The following is a 14,255-nucleotide window of genomic DNA, read 5'->3' as shown; positions in this document are numbered from 1 at the left end:
TTCCTCCGGCCAGCACCTCCTTCCCACCCTGACATCTCTGGAGAGAGAATGCCAGGCCCCCAAGGCTTCCCCGCTCCTGCTGGGGAGAAGAGGGAAGGGCAAAGAAGGTGCTATGTTAACTGATGTAAAGGTTTTTAATATTGCATTTTGTCTTCTACACCTTTTTTACCCCCTCTCCAAGATGAGCCTCTGCTGTCCTCTGAGCATTTGGCCGGGCTGGATCCCCACCCTCTCTCGGTTCAAAGGCGTTTCCGATCCCACCATGCCATTGGGGGAGTGGCAGCTCTGCTCGTGAGTCTGCCCGTTTTTGTGCAAGCGCCCCTGGTGCGGTATGCCCCTTGGGTCAGCTTGGTGATGTCTTTGGGCTGGCTGGGCCTTAGCTTGCATCTCTACTCCCAGCCCCGTACCCGCCTGTGGGGAGATTTGCTGTACGGCTTTACCCTGACTTGGCTGGCAGGATCCCTGTATTGGGGATGGCTGCGCTTTGAGCCTCTTTGGCACATGCCCATGGAAGCCTTGGGGATCCCGATTGTCTGGTGGGGGATACGGCGACGGTTTGCCCGCATCGGTACCTGGTTTTATCTCGGCTCCCTGTGGGGTACGGCGGTTACAGATCTCTACATTCACTCGGTGGGGCTGCTGCCTGAGTGGCGGCAGGCGATGCAGTTTGACCGGTTGGAGCAGGCGGTTGTCCCTTTTAGGGCGGCCCTCGACAAAATGGCTACCCCCTGGGGCCTGGGTTGGGGCATCGGCTTGGGCCTTCTGTTGCTGGGTGTTGGATTGTGGAGAGTCCAGGGATCCCGCCGCTTGCACCATTGGGCATTTGCGGGAGCAGTGCTGAATACCCTGTTGGTGGATGGGCTATTTGGCTGGGGGGCAGCTCTGCTGCGGTGAGCTGGGACATCCCCATAACTCTGCTTCAGGTGGGAGTAGAAGTATTGGTAGGGCTGGGAGCTCCATCGGACTCCGTCCTGCCAACGTCGGCGGCAGCAGGTGCAGTTGCCGGCAGTGTAGGTTCTGGCCCAGCAGGAGGCAACTCCGGTGCCGGTGCGGGCTGAGGCAGAAAGTCGATGACCTCCCAAGTCTTGGAATCCGGTGAGCTGTAGGCCAGCAGCCACCGTTCGGGCACGGTTTTGACGCGGTCGGGCGAGCGTTGTGTAGCAACAGTTTGTGCCTTTTGGTGGGCCAGGGTGATCTGGAAGGGATCCCCTTTGCGGCGATAGGGGCGGCGGGATCCCGGCGGATGCACGATTAGGGTGTAGGTGCCGCTGAGGTGATGGCCTTCCAGGGTTTCTCCTGAGACTAACAGCAAAGGTTCACGGCGATCCTGGCGGATTTTCACATCCTGCAATTCCAGATGTGCCGACAACCGGTCGCTGCCCACTAAGGATCCCACCGGCCCGGACAAATGAGCGATCTGATAGGCGAGGGCCTGCTGCACAATCGGCTTTGGCGGTCTAGGGCCGCAGCCGGCCAGCAGCCCCACCAGCACAATAGCCACAAGGCTAATCGTGCCCCGCAGAACCGATCCCCTACAACTCCACCCCAGTTTTGGCATCGCTTCCCCTGAGGCCATCAGACGGTAACTAAGGTGGGGTGTTGCTTCAGGTATTCCGTATTCACGCCGGACTCGCGGGTGAGAGCCACAAGGCCGGTACGGGCGATCTCGCGGATGCCAAAGCTGGTCAACATCTTGATGATGGCCACCATTTTGCCGGGATCCCCGGTTACCTCGAGAGTCAAAGACTCCTCTGCCACATCCACAATCCGGGCACGAAACATTTGGGCCACATCCATGATGGCGGAGCGGGTATCGGGGCTGGCGTTAACTTTGACCAGCATCAGCTCCCGTTCCACACAGGGAACATGGGTGATGTCGGTTACTTTCAGCACGTCAATGAGCTTGTAGAGCTGCTTCGTCATCTGCTCCACATCGTGTTCATCGCCCTGCACCACCATAGTGATACGAGAGATCCCCGGTCGTTCGGTGGGGCCAACGGTGAGGCTGTCGATGTTAAAGCCGCGACGGGCAAACATCCCCGCAATGCGGGTTAAAACGCCAGGCTGATCCTGCACGAGGGCGCTGAGGGTGTGTTTCACGGCAACCAGAGGATAGAGAAAAAGCTGAGAAGAGGTTGGGGAAGCACCTGGGAATAACAATACCCTGAGGAAATTTTACGCCAACTTTGCCGGAATGTTTTTCGCATTGCTCCGGTCGGAGCACAGCTGCAGAGCCGGCGCCCTAGAGAAAGACAGCGCAGCCGTTAACTCTCCAAAGACCCGCGCGTAACCCCCAATTGGCTGTGTAGCTTCAGCTCCTGCCACAGTTGGGATCCGCTGAGTTGACCTTGTAGGAGTTGCTGATAGCGATGCAGCGTTTGTTGAATCTCGGCGGGGGATTCATGCAAAAATTCGATGCGCAGATAGCGCAGGCCCAAGGCCAATAATTTCGGCACATACTCTGCCCCCGTTTGGGCCTTGCCGTTGTAGAGGGTATTCCGACAGCCGGCATCGGCCTTCAAAATGTGCTCGACATTGGCCCTGTCCCTCAGCTTCACCTCGTGTTTTTCACATGGGCGACCACAATTGGTGTAATCCGTTCCGCTGGATAAAAAGGCGCAAAAGACGCAGTGCTCCATGTGGAACAGGGGCATATGTTGATGAAGGGTAACCTCATACCTATGGGCGGGGCCGGCTTGCAGCAGGGATCCCAGTTGCTCGTGGTTGAGGTCATAGGAAGCCGTCAGGCGCTCCAGGTTGTAACGGGTTTTGAGATAGTGGGCCGTGATGGGATTGGCCACATTCAAGGAAAAATCCCCAATGCAGCGCTGCCCGGCAAAAAAACGGAGATGGTCGTAATTTCTCACCAAGTAGCCATCGGCTCCGCCGACCAACACTTGCTTTAGGATCCAGGTTTCTCCTGGCTTGGTGATGCGGGGCGGAGCGACCCACAGTTCCACCTCGGGATGGGCGGCTTTGGTTGTGCGGATCACCTCCCGATAGCGGCGGGGATCCTCAAACTCCAGATAGATCTGCCTAATACCGCTGGCTATCGCCGCCGGCAGTTGCGCCGGATCCCGCACCAACACCACCAACTGCGGGGATCCCCTTTCGGGCTCCTCCTGAGAAGGCACCAGATCTTGCCAGCGAGCTTCGGGATTGAGTTGCCAGCGCGGGGGCTGAGCTCGCAGAGCTTGTAGGCGTTCCACCGCTTGTCGGCGCATCTGGTTGAGCAGGCTCACCGGCAGCATTACCTCCCCCTGCAAGGCATTGTGCAGGGATCCCAACTTGAAGGGAGTGGAGCCCAAACGGCCCAGTTGCTGTCGCAGTTTTTCGGTGGTGAGGGGTTGGCGGTGGGCAGCTTCCAGGGGCAGCGGCGAATCCACCTGCACTGTATGGCCTTGCTCATCCCGCAGGATCAGCGTCAGCGGGGATCCCACTTGGCCGTGAACCTCCATGTGGACAGGCCGCTGAAAGCGGGGGTGATCCCCGGCGTAGCTTTGGCGCAGGCGCTTTTCCAGTTCCGGGTCGCTGGTCTTCCAGAGGCGATCCCCCACCCGCAGACGTTTGAGATCAATGACCCCCTCTCCGAAGCTGAGCCAGGCCAGCCCCTGCTTCTCTTGCACCCGGTAAACCCGTCCCCCCTGCTCCGGTAACTCCGGCTGCCCCTGGTCAAACACCACGCCATCCCCGGCTTTGAGGGGTGCCTCCAGCCGGATCCCCACCTGATCCTGTTGGATCCCCACCACCTGCCCCAGGTAAACCCCCCGTTTCTTGCCAAACCGCGCGTGCACCAGCTCCTGGTTGTTGATGCCCCGCAGCCAGCCTGTGTAGAGCCCGCGAGAAAAGCTCATCTCCAGCTCGTAGCGTTCCTGTTGCGAGGGCTGCCACGGCTGTCCCACCCCCAGCGCATCCAAGGCCTGCCGATACACCCGCGTTACATTGGCTACATATTCTGGGGATTTCAGCCGGCCCTCAATTTTCAGACAGCGGATCCCCAGCTTCACCAGCTCCGGTAGCACCTCCAGCCCGGCCAAATCTTGAGGGCTGAGCAGATACCGCTTCTCCCCCAAGTCGCGGCGGATCCCGTCTACCACCAGCTCATAGGGCATGCGGCAGGCTTGGGCACATTCCCCCCGATTGGCCGAACGCCCCCCCAGCGCCTCGCTGGTCAGACATTGCCCCGAGTAGGCCACGCACAACGCCCCATGCACAAAGACCTCCAGAGATAGGGAGGATCCCTTCTCTTGCAGATAGGCCTGGATCTGGGCGATTTCCTGGAGGGAACATTCCCGCGCCAGCACCACCACCTCACAGCCCAGCTCAGCGGCAAACTCCGCTCCCACTCCACTGGTGATGGTCATTTGCGTGGAAGCATGGATGGGGAAATCGGGGGAAAGATGCCGGATCAGGCGGGCGATGCCAATATCCTGCACAATCACCGCATCCACCCCCGCCGCAATCATCGAGCGGATGTATCCCTCGGCTTCCGTCAGCTCCCTTGGAAAAACCAGAGTATTCAAAGTAACATAGCCCCGTACCCCCCGCCGGTGCAGCCAGGCCATCAGTTCCGGCAAATCCGCTTCCGTAAAGTTGCGGGCGCGCATCCGGGCGTTGAAGCGCTCCAGCCCAAAGTAAATGGCATCGGCTCCGTTTTCCACTGCCGCCTTGGCACACTCCCAATCCCCCGCCGGGGCCAGCAGCAGGGGCAACTTGGTGGTCAGAGGCGGCGCCTCAAAGTGATCCGTTTCCGCGAAATCTATCCCAGCAGCTTTCATCGGAAGACAGCCCCACAAAGAGAACAAGGGATCCTTTCCCATTCAAAATCAAAAAACCTGAGAGCAGGATCCCCTTGTCTCAGGTCAAGCTGCCTCTGCCGGCGACCTCTTAACAAAAAACTCGTTCCGTCCGCAAAGGGTCTAGCTAAGAAGCCACCAGCACATTCAGGATCCCGGTGAGGACGGCGCTGAACAAAGCCAACGTTAGGTAGCGGCCAACAGCCGGGTTGTCACCCAGCAGCCGATCGGAAGCGCTGATGGTGAAAAACAAAGACCAGGCCTGAGTAGCGTTGATGGTCTCAAATTGGTTGAATTCAGCGGTGAAGATCTTAGCCATGACTCAATGCTCCCTACAGCTGTGGGTTAACACCCCTACCTTAACAAAAGTTAACAGCAGCTGCCACGTTTGCGCGGCTACATCAGGACACCGCCGAACAAGGCTGGAATAGGCAGCGTTTTATGGGAGAGCTGGGTACACAACCCTCGGAGGGATCTGCATCTAGCGTGGATCAGTTGTATGCGACTCCGTATATAGTATTGGGTGATGCGGGATCCCCACCCAAAACAGGGGCTTTGCCCCTCGACAGAGGTCGAGCAGATGTTCTAACCTTGGCTTCTAGGGTGGCCCAAGAGCGCTCTTCAAGATAGGTGTGCCGGGGTGTTGTCAGCGATGGCCAACCGGGATCCTAAGGCTGAGAGTGTGCCGCATCGCTAGCCTAAGCCCTGTTGAGCGGGTTTAATCTAGGCAGCTTTTGATTTGCCCCAGGCTGTTGGTTAGTACTTAGGAAGCTGACCCCATAGCAACCAGAACAAGGCGCGATGCCGGGAGTTGAGATGAGAATGACGCGTTGTAATGTAGTATCGCCTGTGCGCTCCCTCTGCCGCTGTGCAGCTCAGGTGGGCGGCGTAGCCGGGATCCTGATCGGAACAGCTTGGGGGGGTTTGGCTGTGACTCCTGTTTGGGCTCAGGAGAATGCCCTACTGGCTCAGGCAGCCGCAGGCCCCATGAGCCGGCAAGAGGTGGCGGAGCGGCTAAATCTGGTGCCTGTTTTTGCCATTGTGTCTCAGAACGGCACCCCCGTTGTCGCCAATGTGGAGCGAGATGGCCGCACCATCCAAGTGGTTTCCTTCTGGCTGGATCAGGCCCAGGCCCAGCAAGTGTTGGAGCAGGTGAAAGCCAGCAACCCCGAGATAGCCAGTCAAGCCCGGGTGGTGCCTCTCTCGCTGGGGTATGCCTACGAAAAATCGGAAGAGGAGCGCGCCAAGAATAGTGACCTGTATTTTGAGGTGGTGCCTCGGGCTTCTGATGTGGAAGCAGCCAAGCAGGTGCTGAAGGAAACCGGTCAAGATGTGCCTGCAGAAGCGATTGGTGTGCCTCTGTTCTATGGCCGCTCCGGAGAGGGGCTGCTGACCATCGAGCAGGATGGCCATGAGGTGGTGCCCTTCTTCTTCGACCGCAACGATTTGCGGAGGGCTTTGGATCGAGCGGCAGCGCAGAACCCGGATGTAGTTGGAAAGACCCAGATTGAAGTGACCTCGCTGGCCATTGTGGTGGAGCGCATGTTGGCTCCCGACGCACAGGCCGATGTGCAGAAGATCGCTTTTATCCCCTCTCGCTCGGCGCTGGAGTATATCCAATCCCTGGCCCGGCCTGCCAATCCTTCTGCAAGTCCCCAGCCTCAGCGTTAACCTAAGCCCCTGATGGGATCCCCGTCTGCTCTGGTGAAGCGGTTAACAGAGTGGCGTGCCCAAGCCCTGAGGGCGGCAAAAGCGGCTGGGATCCCTGCCGAGGAAGTGGACATTTTGCTCAAAGAACGGCTGGGGTGGGGGCCGTTGGAGCGGCTGATGGGTCGCGCTCCGGCTGGGGAGGGGGATCCCCTGGAGGAGGTGCAGGCCCTTTGGCGGCAAAGGGTGGAAGAGCGCATCCCCCTACAGTACCTGTTGGGCAAAGTTGAGTGGGCGGGCTTGAGCTTGCGGGTGACGCCGGCGGTGCTGATCCCGCGCCCGGAGACCGAGCTGCTGGTGGAGCAGGCTTCCCTTTGGCTACAGGCCAATCCTCTGCCGCCGGGATCCTGTTTTGCCGACCTGGGTACAGGCAGCGGAGCGATTGCCATTGCGTTGGCCCATCAGCACCCCCAGTTGCGGCTTCTGGCCGTGGATTCTAGCCCAGAGGCATTGGCTGTTGCGGCAGACAATGTGGTAGCCCACCATCTGCAGGAGCGGGTGAACTTGCTGCTGGGATCCTGGTTTGTACCTTTGGATCCCTGGCGAGGACGGCTGCGCGGCCTGGTTTCCAACCCTCCCTACATTCCCTCTGCCGACCTGGCCTCGCTCATGCCAGAGGTGCGACTGCACGAGCCGCGACAGGCTCTGGATGGCGGAGAAGATGGCCTAGCCCACTTGCGACTGTTGATTCAAGCAGCACCGGATTACCTGGCCCCGAACTCCTTTTGGGCGGTGGAAGTGATGCGAGGCCAAGCCCCTTGGGTGGCGGAGCAGTTGCAAGCTAGAAGCTGCTATCGGCAGATCCAAGTTCACCGAGATCTGGCCGGGGTTGAACGGGTGGTCAGCGCCCACTTCGTCGGATAGAAAAGGGTAGGATCCCATAAGATGGGGTATCGCCGGAGCCGGAACTGTCCAAAACTTAAAGCTCCGAGCCCAGAGATCTGAGCACGGATGGGATCCCCTGTCCTTCGCCAGGAGCACTTCTTGAGGGAGCCTTCGCCTACAGCCAAACCCGACCCACCCTTACAGCAGGCTGCCTCTGCCGACAAGCAAGAGGCTGTGGATTGGCAATTTGCTTTTGAACGCTCTGAGGTGATGCGGGCCTTTCAACAAGAGTTGCTCGTCAGCATCGGCCATGAGCTGCGCAATCCCCTCAGCAGCCAGATGGGATCCCTGCAGTTGGTGCTGTCAGATCTGTGTGATTCCCCCGAAGAGGAGCGGGAATACCTTCAAAGTGCCAAAGAGGCGGTAGAGCGCCTGATCAAGCTGCTTGAGGAATACACCCGCCTGGCTCGCCATGACCTGCCCATCCAACCTCTGCGACCGGAACCGACCCGACTACGCCCCCTCCTGCAGGATGTGTACAGCCTAACTCGCCTACAGGCCCAGGATCAGGGCATTCGCTACGAATGGCCGGTTCTACAACCAGCCCCAGCCTCTGAGGTGCCCCTTCTCCCCGACAGCCTCACCGTTTGGGCGGATCCCCACGGCTTGGTGCAGGCGCTGCTGGGAGTGTGTCGCTGGGGCATCCGCACCCTACGCTACGGTTCGATGGCTTTGCACCCCTATCCCACCGCAGAAGAAGAGGGGCGACTGTGCCTGGGGTGGAACCTTGAGGGGCGATGCCATGTGCCCATTCAAACAGAGGGCTGTGCTGTCTGGCGGGTAAGCGAGCGGCTCCTGAGAGAAATGGGAGGCCAGCTGGAACTCTGCGAAAGCGGCCCCTACCGAGTTGGCATCAAGGTGACCCTGCGCCTCGCCCATTGAACCCCAGGCCAGAGGGACTTGGGCCTATCGGCTTCTCAAAGCTGGCCAGTTGGCATCTGCCCTCTTGATCAAGCCGGGGATGTCGCGCTCCCAGTTACGCTGTACCCGCTGGTTGGCGTTCAGGTATAGCTTGTCATCAACAATTTTCCAGGCAAAGGGATCCACCGGGTAAAGGTAGTTGTGGGCCACGGCCCAGGCACAAAACCCGCCGTACTGGGGGGCAAAGCGCTCTGGGTTGTTGCGAAACCGCTCTCGATTGTCGGCGCTGGCAAACCTCCAGGTTACCCCTCCCCACTCCCATTCATACGCTGGGGATCCCTTGACCGGCTTGCCGTCGATGAAATAGGCCACCGGGTCATAGCCCCGCAGGGCCAGGCCATCCGTTGCAAAAAAGGGGCCCGGGGATCCCTCCTCGACAGCCCCAACAACCTGTCCTTGGGCTGGGAGAGACAGGAGCCAAGCTGGGTGAGAAGCAACAGCCCCAACCATCAGCAGCAGCGGGATCAAAGCCCAACGATTTTTGACCATCACAACCTCCCAAGTCCTCAATCGAAAATCGAAATGAGCAAGAAAGCCTTACTCTTCCCCTTCAGGTTCCAAAAGACATCTGACAAAAGACATCTGAGGAGATGCTGGCTTCCGGGGACTGGGAACAGTTTGGCCACAGCGAGGAGATTTGCCTGTGATTTGGATCGGGGAGATCCAATCTAAAAAAAGCTCAACCTTCTCGGCGCAGGGCCAATTCGGCCCGATCCAGTTGCATTAGCACCCGCTCCACCTTTTCGGGGTTGAGAGGCCGGTTGGAAGTGCGGTACTGGGAGGCCAGCGTGTTAAACACCGTGCGCAAAGTGGTAAAAGACTGCAGCTTATCGTAGCGATGGCCGTGGTAGCGCCCAGAAAACTCCTGGATGGCTTGCATGGCTTCCGCTCGCGCCTCTTCCGGGTTCATCAGGGGATCCCCTTCTGAAAGGACGGTGCGTAGGGTTTGGATCAGGGTCATGCTGTCTTCGTAATACTTGCCGGTGAGACGGGCAGCCTGAGCAACTGAGCTCGCTGAGCCCAGCAAAAGGGCTACAGATAGGAGCAGGCTGACAAGACGCAGAAAAAAAGTTTTGAGCATGGGGAACCTAATGTAACTTACTTTTAAGCATAAGCCACAGCAACACCAGAAGAGGAGTCACCCAAAAGATGCTGTTCACCCCCTTCAGCGACTTTCTGCAGAAGCTGGGCCAGTACGGATCCCATTGGACAGTGCTGGCCCTAATCTTGGGATTTGCCTGTGCTCACAGCGGACTGGCCTACTTGCGACCCTGGGGGGAAAGCCGGCTGGGATCCCGTCTGTACCGCATCTTCTTTGCTCTGGTGAGCCTCAGTTTGGCACCGCTGTTGCTCATCTATTTTTTCAACCACCGCTACGACGGGGTGATTCTCTGGGATCTCCAAGCCGTCCCGGGCATTCGCACCACCGTTGCTCTTTTGTCTGCCCTCTCTTTTTTCTTTTTGTATCCGGCCACCTTCAACTTGCTGGAGATCGCCGCCATTCGCAAGCCGGAGATCCACCTGTTTGAAACCGGGATCATCCGTATCACCCGTCATCCCCAAATGGTGGGCCAGGTGATCTGGTGTGTAGCCCATACCCTTTGGATTGGCTCCAGCTTTATGGTGGTGACCTCGCTTGGGCTCATTGCCTACCACCTGTTTGCGGTTTGGCACGGGGATCACCGCCTGGAGCGGAAATACGGGCAGGCCTTCCGCGATCTCAAGGCGCGCACCTCCGTGATCCCCGGCTTGGCCATTCTGCAGAAGCGACAGCAACTGCGCCCCCAAGAGTTTTTTCGCTGGGCCTATCTGGGGGTATTCAGCTTTGTATTGATTCTTTATGCTTTCCATCCCCAAATGGTTTCTGCAGCCAGCCGAGTTGCCTGGTAGCATGATCCCAAAGAACTTCTTTAGTTTGGGAGTGATGGCCTTGCAAGTTGCTTTAGATGCTTTTAATCAAGAACTTTTGACAAGTGACGGGTTGGTTTTGGTGGATTTCGGCGCCCCTTGGTGTGGCCTGTGTCGCTTCATTCAGCCGATTACCGACCGTCTCGTAGCCGAGTGGGGAGGAGCGGTCAAAGTACTGCGGGTGAATGTAGACGACAATTTTTGGCTGCCGCGCCGCTATCGGGTGCGCTCTTTGCCAACCCTAATTTTGTTTGAGAAAGGTCAAGAAGTGCAAAGGCTGGAGCACTTCGCCAGCCGCGATGAGGTGCTTCGCCGCTGCGAGCAGTTGTTTCTTGACCACCTGCGCTACCTGGGTTCGGGAGCCTGCTCATCCTCGTTTGAGCCCCAAGCCCCGCCGCCCGGCGTGTAGAGGGTGATCACGTCGCCGGCTTTTAGGGAGCGGCTGATTTTGCCGGGTAGGGGATCCCCGTTGAGGAGGTTGATCCCCACCTGGCCTGGCCCACCCCCCTGTTCTCCTTGGGGGGCATAATGGCGCCGCTCGGTGAGCAGGGAGAGGGTGCAATCCTGCAAAGTCTGGATGGAGCGGATTAGCCCCCAGCCGCCCCGCTGTTGGCCATGGCCGCCGGAATCCTGGCGTAGCTCGTAGCGCAGTACCCGCAGGGGATACTCCAGCTCCAGAGCCTCGATGGGGGTGTTGAGGGTATTGCTCATGCCCACATGCACTCCGTCCAAACCCGGTCGTTGCCGGCTGGCCCCCTGACCACCTCCCAGGGTTTCGTAGTAGGTGAAGTGGCGGTTGCCCAGCACACAGTTGTTCATGGTGCCCTGCCCCTGAGCGATGCTCCGCAATCCGGCCACGGGAGCCAGAGCTTTGAACACCACATCGGCAATGCGCTGCGAGGTTTCCACATTGCCCGCCACCACTGCTGCCGGAAACTGGGCATTCACCAAGCAGCCGGGCGGCGCCACGATCTCGATGGGATCCTCCAAGCCGACATTGCTGGGGGCCGTGGGATCCAACAGACAGCGCAGGGCAAACAACACCGCCGAGCGGGTGACGGCCAGGGGCGCGTTCAGGTTTCCCGCCATGGCCGGAGCAGTGCCGGTGAAGTCCACCCGCAGCTTCTCGCCCTCTACTTCCACCTGCACCCGAATCTCAAGGGGCGCGGGCGGATCCCCGTAGCCCTCCAACCAATCCTCAGCCGTGTAGATCCCATCGGGCAGAGCCTGAATTTGCGCCCGCATCCGCCGGCGGCTGTACTCGATGACCCCTGCGATCAACTGCCAAGCTTCCTCTTCTCCAAAGCGGGCCAGCAACTCCCGAAACCGGCTCATCCCCACTGCGCTGGCCCCCACCTGGGCCTGCAGATCCCCCCGCCGCTGCTCGGCATTGCGCACATTGGCCAGGATTAGGCGCAGCAGATCCTCCTGCCAGTACAACTCTCCTTCTAGAGAGAGCCCAGCCAGCCGTACCGGCGGGATCACCAGCCCCTCTTGCCAAAGTTCTGTGGAGTCGGCGGGCATGGAGCCAGGGCGCATCCCTCCAATATCAGCGTGATGAGCACGGTTCACAGCATAGGCGCAAATCCGGTCGGGATCCCTCCAGCCGGGAATGGCCGCGACCACCGTAACGTCCGGCAGATGGGATCCCCCCTGGTAGGGATCGTTGAGGAGAAACACATCTCCGGGGCAGGGGTCGGCTGCCACCACCGCCCGCACCGCCTCCGAGAGGGCTCCCAGATGTACCGGGATGTGGGCTGCCTGGGCAATACAGGCCCCTTGCGCGTCAAACAGAGCTGTGGAGCAATCCCGCCGTTCCTTGATGTTGGCCGAGTATGAACCGCGGATGAGGCGCGCCCCCATCTCTTCGGCAATCCCCGCCAGAGCGTTGGCCATGACCTGCAACCGGATGGGGTTGGAGACAGGACGGTTGCTATCCATACCTCTCCAATCAAAGCCTGCGCCGCAGCCAAACGGCCACCCTGCGGATCCCTTGCCAGAACTGCAAACGACGTTGCCAGCGGGCAAGGGTATGGCGATTCTCGCGCAGACGATCCCGCAGACGCAGCAACTCAGCGGGAGTGGGAGCCAAGGCCTGTTGAGCTGCTTCTCGCCAATCGGCCATGGCCTGCTCTGTGACCCCAAGAGCCGAGCGCAGCTTCAAAATGACAGGAATGAGAGCAACCAGGGCCAAAAACAGCAAGCCGTTGAGGCCGCAAACTGCCCAGACAGCCCATCCCGAACTCCAATTGGCATTCACAGAGAGCTCCGGGTAGGGATCCCGACAAGGCTCACTGCTGCTGCAGCATCAAGGGGCGCAACACCCGGCCATCCCCCACCACAACCACCGTTGACAGCACCTGCTCACCACGGCGGAAGGTAATCGGCACCGATTGGCCTACCGGGGTATTTTGGATGATCTGCTGCACATGTTGCACGGAGGTGACCCGCTGCCCATCCACTCCAATCAAAATATCGCCCTGGGCCAGACCGGCTCGTTGAGCAGGACCATCCTGGAGCAAGCCGACCACCTGCACCCCCTGAACTCGAAGTGCGGGGCCGAACAGACGACGGCTGATGGCGCTCTGGGCTTGCTCGCCGTTCACCGTTTCAATGGCAACTCCAATGAAGCCGTTGCCGACAGCATAGGAGGCAGGCGACCACTGAACCCCGAAGCTGTTGGCGTCGCTGCTGACCTGAACCGTGGAGCCGTGGTGGTTGTAAGCTTCACCCCCAACCGAGTCGCAGGGGTAGGCCACAACTGCATCTGCCAGCAAGAAGGAGATGGGCAGGGCTAGGGCAAGCTTGAACAGATGGGTTGGTTTCTGCATGGTTCGACCCTGGAAACGGTGAAGTAGAAATGAGCTTGAATCCGCGAAGCACTTGGGTGGATGCACCAGCCAGGTGTGGGCAGCTTGCACCGCCCCTCCCTCAGTGATAAACCCAAAATCGCCAACTGTCGATAGGCTTGGCCGTGCTTCTGGGCTGGATCCCAAGGTTTTGCCGGCCTTCCTGTAGCAATTCTTCAAGGTCTTGGGATCCCTGGCAGCACTGGGTTGGCTCGGCGGGGCTCACAAACCGGCAAAGCGATCGGTGGCTTCCAGGAGGGCGGTGCGGATTCCGGGTTCAGTGATGGAATGTCCGGCATCGGGGATCATCCGAAACTCTGCTTCTGGCCAAGCCTGATGCAGTTCCCAGGCAGAAATGGGAGGGCACACCACGTCGTAACGTCCCTGGACGATCACCGCCGGCAGATGGCGCAGCCGCCCCACCCCCCTGAGGAGCTGATCCTCCGGATCCAAAAAACCGCCGTGGACAAAGTAATGGCACTCAATGCGGGCAAAGGCCTCGGCAAACTCTCCTCGACCAAAGCGCTCGATGAGCTCTGGGCTGGGGATCAACTTGCTGGTGCTGGCCTCCCAGACGGACCAGGCGCGAGCTGCCCTCAGCCGTACCTGGGGATCTGGGTCGTTTAGGCGGCGGTGGTAGGCTGCCAGCAGGTCATCCCGCTCTTCGGGAGGGATCGGCTCCAGGTAATGTTCCCAAGCATCGGGGAAAAAGTAGCTGGCCCCCGACTGGTAAAACCAGCGGAGCTCAAAAGGGCGCAAGAGAAAAATGCCCCGCAAGACAAACCCTAGGCAGGATTGGGGGTGGGTTTGCCCATAGGCCAGGGCAAGGGCACTGCCCCAGCTGCCCCCGAACACAAACCAGCGATCAATGCCCAGATGCTGGCGCAACTTCTCGATATCCGCCACCAGATCCCAGGTGGTGTTCTCCCGCAGCTCGGCATAGGGGCGACTTTTCCCGCAGCCCCGCTGATCGAACAGCACCACCCGCCAGCGGCTGGGATCGAAATACTGCCGGTAGATGGGATCGATCCCGCCTCCAGGCCCCCCGTGCAAAAACACCACCGGCTTGCCTGCCGGGTTGCCGCACTGCTCGTAGTACAGGGTGTGGAGGGAGGAAACCGCCAGAAAGCCTTGATCGTAGGGCTCGATGGGGGGATAGAGATCGCGCGACATAACTTGAAGCTCTGCT

Annotated in this window: 16 protein-coding genes; 6 read left to right on the top strand and 10 right to left on the bottom strand. The window is 59.6% G+C overall.

Going from position 1 to position 14,255, the window contains the following annotated elements; genetic code table 11:
• Positions 1-147: 147 nt before the first annotated feature.
• Positions 148-894, top strand: a complete 747-nt coding sequence (locus CYB_RS04640; RefSeq protein ID WP_148202699.1) for a DUF3120 domain-containing protein — start codon at positions 148-150, stop codon at positions 892-894.
• Positions 895-919: 25 nt separating this feature from the next.
• On the opposite strand, the gene CYB_RS04635 is transcribed toward CYB_RS04640, so the two are convergent.
• From CYB_RS04635 to CYB_RS04620, 4 genes are all read right to left on the bottom strand, one after another.
• On the bottom strand, positions 920-1,501 hold the full coding sequence (locus CYB_RS04635) for a hypothetical protein (RefSeq protein WP_187147264.1): 582 nt from the start codon (positions 1,499-1,501) through the stop codon (positions 920-922).
• 74 nt (positions 1,502-1,575) lie between these two features.
• Positions 1,576-2,100 carry an acetolactate synthase small subunit gene (gene ilvN, locus CYB_RS04630; RefSeq protein ID WP_011432604.1) on the bottom strand — a complete coding sequence of 175 codons (525 nt, stop codon included), beginning with the start codon at positions 2,098-2,100 and terminating at the stop codon, positions 1,576-1,578.
• Between the two features lie 164 nt (positions 2,101-2,264).
• Positions 2,265-4,778, bottom strand: a complete 2,514-nt coding sequence (locus CYB_RS04625; protein ID WP_011432603.1) for a U32 family peptidase — start codon at positions 4,776-4,778, stop codon at positions 2,265-2,267.
• A gap of 145 nt (positions 4,779-4,923) precedes the next feature.
• Positions 4,924-5,115: a hypothetical protein gene (locus tag CYB_RS04620; RefSeq protein WP_011432601.1), complete on the bottom strand. Its 192-nt coding sequence runs from the start codon at positions 5,113-5,115 to the stop codon at positions 4,924-4,926.
• Positions 5,116-5,612: 497 nt separating this feature from the next.
• Between CYB_RS04620 and CYB_RS04615 the strand changes: the two genes are divergently transcribed.
• From CYB_RS04615 to CYB_RS04605, 3 genes are all read left to right on the top strand, one after another.
• The gene (locus CYB_RS04615; RefSeq protein WP_011432600.1) at positions 5,613-6,467 is read left to right on the top strand and encodes a Tic22 family protein; all 855 of its coding nucleotides are present in this window, start codon (positions 5,613-5,615) and stop codon (positions 6,465-6,467) included.
• Positions 6,468-6,479: 12 nt separating this feature from the next.
• The gene (prmC, locus tag CYB_RS04610; protein ID WP_041436326.1) at positions 6,480-7,367 is read left to right on the top strand and encodes a peptide chain release factor N(5)-glutamine methyltransferase; all 888 of its coding nucleotides are present in this window, start codon (positions 6,480-6,482) and stop codon (positions 7,365-7,367) included.
• An 87-nt stretch (positions 7,368-7,454) separates the two neighbouring features.
• Complete coding sequence (locus tag CYB_RS04605; RefSeq protein WP_148202698.1) at positions 7,455-8,270, top strand: sensor histidine kinase; 816 nt, start codon at positions 7,455-7,457, stop codon at positions 8,268-8,270.
• Between the two features lie 24 nt (positions 8,271-8,294).
• Here CYB_RS04605 and CYB_RS04600 read toward each other — a convergent pair whose 3' ends face one another.
• Together CYB_RS04600 and psb27 are read right to left on the bottom strand one after the other, a co-directional pair.
• Entirely contained in the window at positions 8,295-8,759 is a 465-nt protein-coding gene (locus CYB_RS04600; RefSeq protein WP_011432597.1) for a YHS domain-containing (seleno)protein, read from the bottom strand.
• A gap of 229 nt (positions 8,760-8,988) precedes the next feature.
• Positions 8,989-9,390: a photosystem II protein Psb27 gene (gene psb27, locus CYB_RS04595; protein ID WP_011432596.1), complete on the bottom strand. Its 402-nt coding sequence runs from the start codon at positions 9,388-9,390 to the stop codon at positions 8,989-8,991.
• Positions 9,391-9,458: 68 nt separating this feature from the next.
• Here psb27 and CYB_RS04590 point away from each other — a divergent pair, with 68 nt between their 5' ends.
• Both CYB_RS04590 and CYB_RS14305 read left to right on the top strand, forming a co-directional pair.
• Entirely contained in the window at positions 9,459-10,199 is a 741-nt protein-coding gene (locus CYB_RS04590) for an NnrU family protein (RefSeq protein ID WP_011432595.1), read from the top strand.
• A 34-nt stretch (positions 10,200-10,233) separates the two neighbouring features.
• On the top strand, positions 10,234-10,626 hold the full coding sequence (locus CYB_RS14305; RefSeq protein ID WP_041437173.1) for a thioredoxin family protein: 393 nt from the start codon (positions 10,234-10,236) through the stop codon (positions 10,624-10,626).
• Here the strand turns inward: CYB_RS14305 and CYB_RS04580 are convergent.
• The 4 genes from CYB_RS04580 to pip form a co-directional block, all read right to left on the bottom strand.
• Positions 10,563-12,158 carry a hydantoinase B/oxoprolinase family protein gene (locus CYB_RS04580; RefSeq protein WP_011432593.1) on the bottom strand — a complete coding sequence of 532 codons (1,596 nt, stop codon included), beginning with the start codon at positions 12,156-12,158 and terminating at the stop codon, positions 10,563-10,565. The two genes, CYB_RS14305 and CYB_RS04580, sit on opposite strands and share 64 nt — an antisense overlap.
• Before the next feature lie 10 nt (positions 12,159-12,168).
• Positions 12,169-12,477 (bottom strand): hypothetical protein, encoded by a 309-nt coding sequence (locus CYB_RS04575; RefSeq protein WP_011432592.1) that lies wholly within the window; start codon positions 12,475-12,477, stop codon positions 12,169-12,171.
• 31 nt (positions 12,478-12,508) lie between these two features.
• Positions 12,509-13,048, bottom strand: coding sequence for a PDZ domain-containing protein (locus CYB_RS04570; RefSeq protein ID WP_238376905.1), 540 nt, complete (start codon positions 13,046-13,048; stop codon positions 12,509-12,511).
• 240 nt (positions 13,049-13,288) lie between these two features.
• Positions 13,289-14,239 (bottom strand): prolyl aminopeptidase, encoded by a 951-nt coding sequence (gene pip / locus CYB_RS04565; RefSeq protein WP_011432589.1) that lies wholly within the window; start codon positions 14,237-14,239, stop codon positions 13,289-13,291.
• Between the last annotated feature and the right edge of the window lie 16 nt (positions 14,240-14,255).

Origin of the sequence: Synechococcus sp. JA-2-3B'a(2-13) (assembly GCF_000013225.1) — a bacterium.
Classification (GTDB): Bacteria; Cyanobacteriota; Cyanobacteriia; order Thermostichales; family Thermostichaceae; genus Thermostichus.
This window is presented reverse-complemented; position numbering and strand designations above follow the sequence as displayed.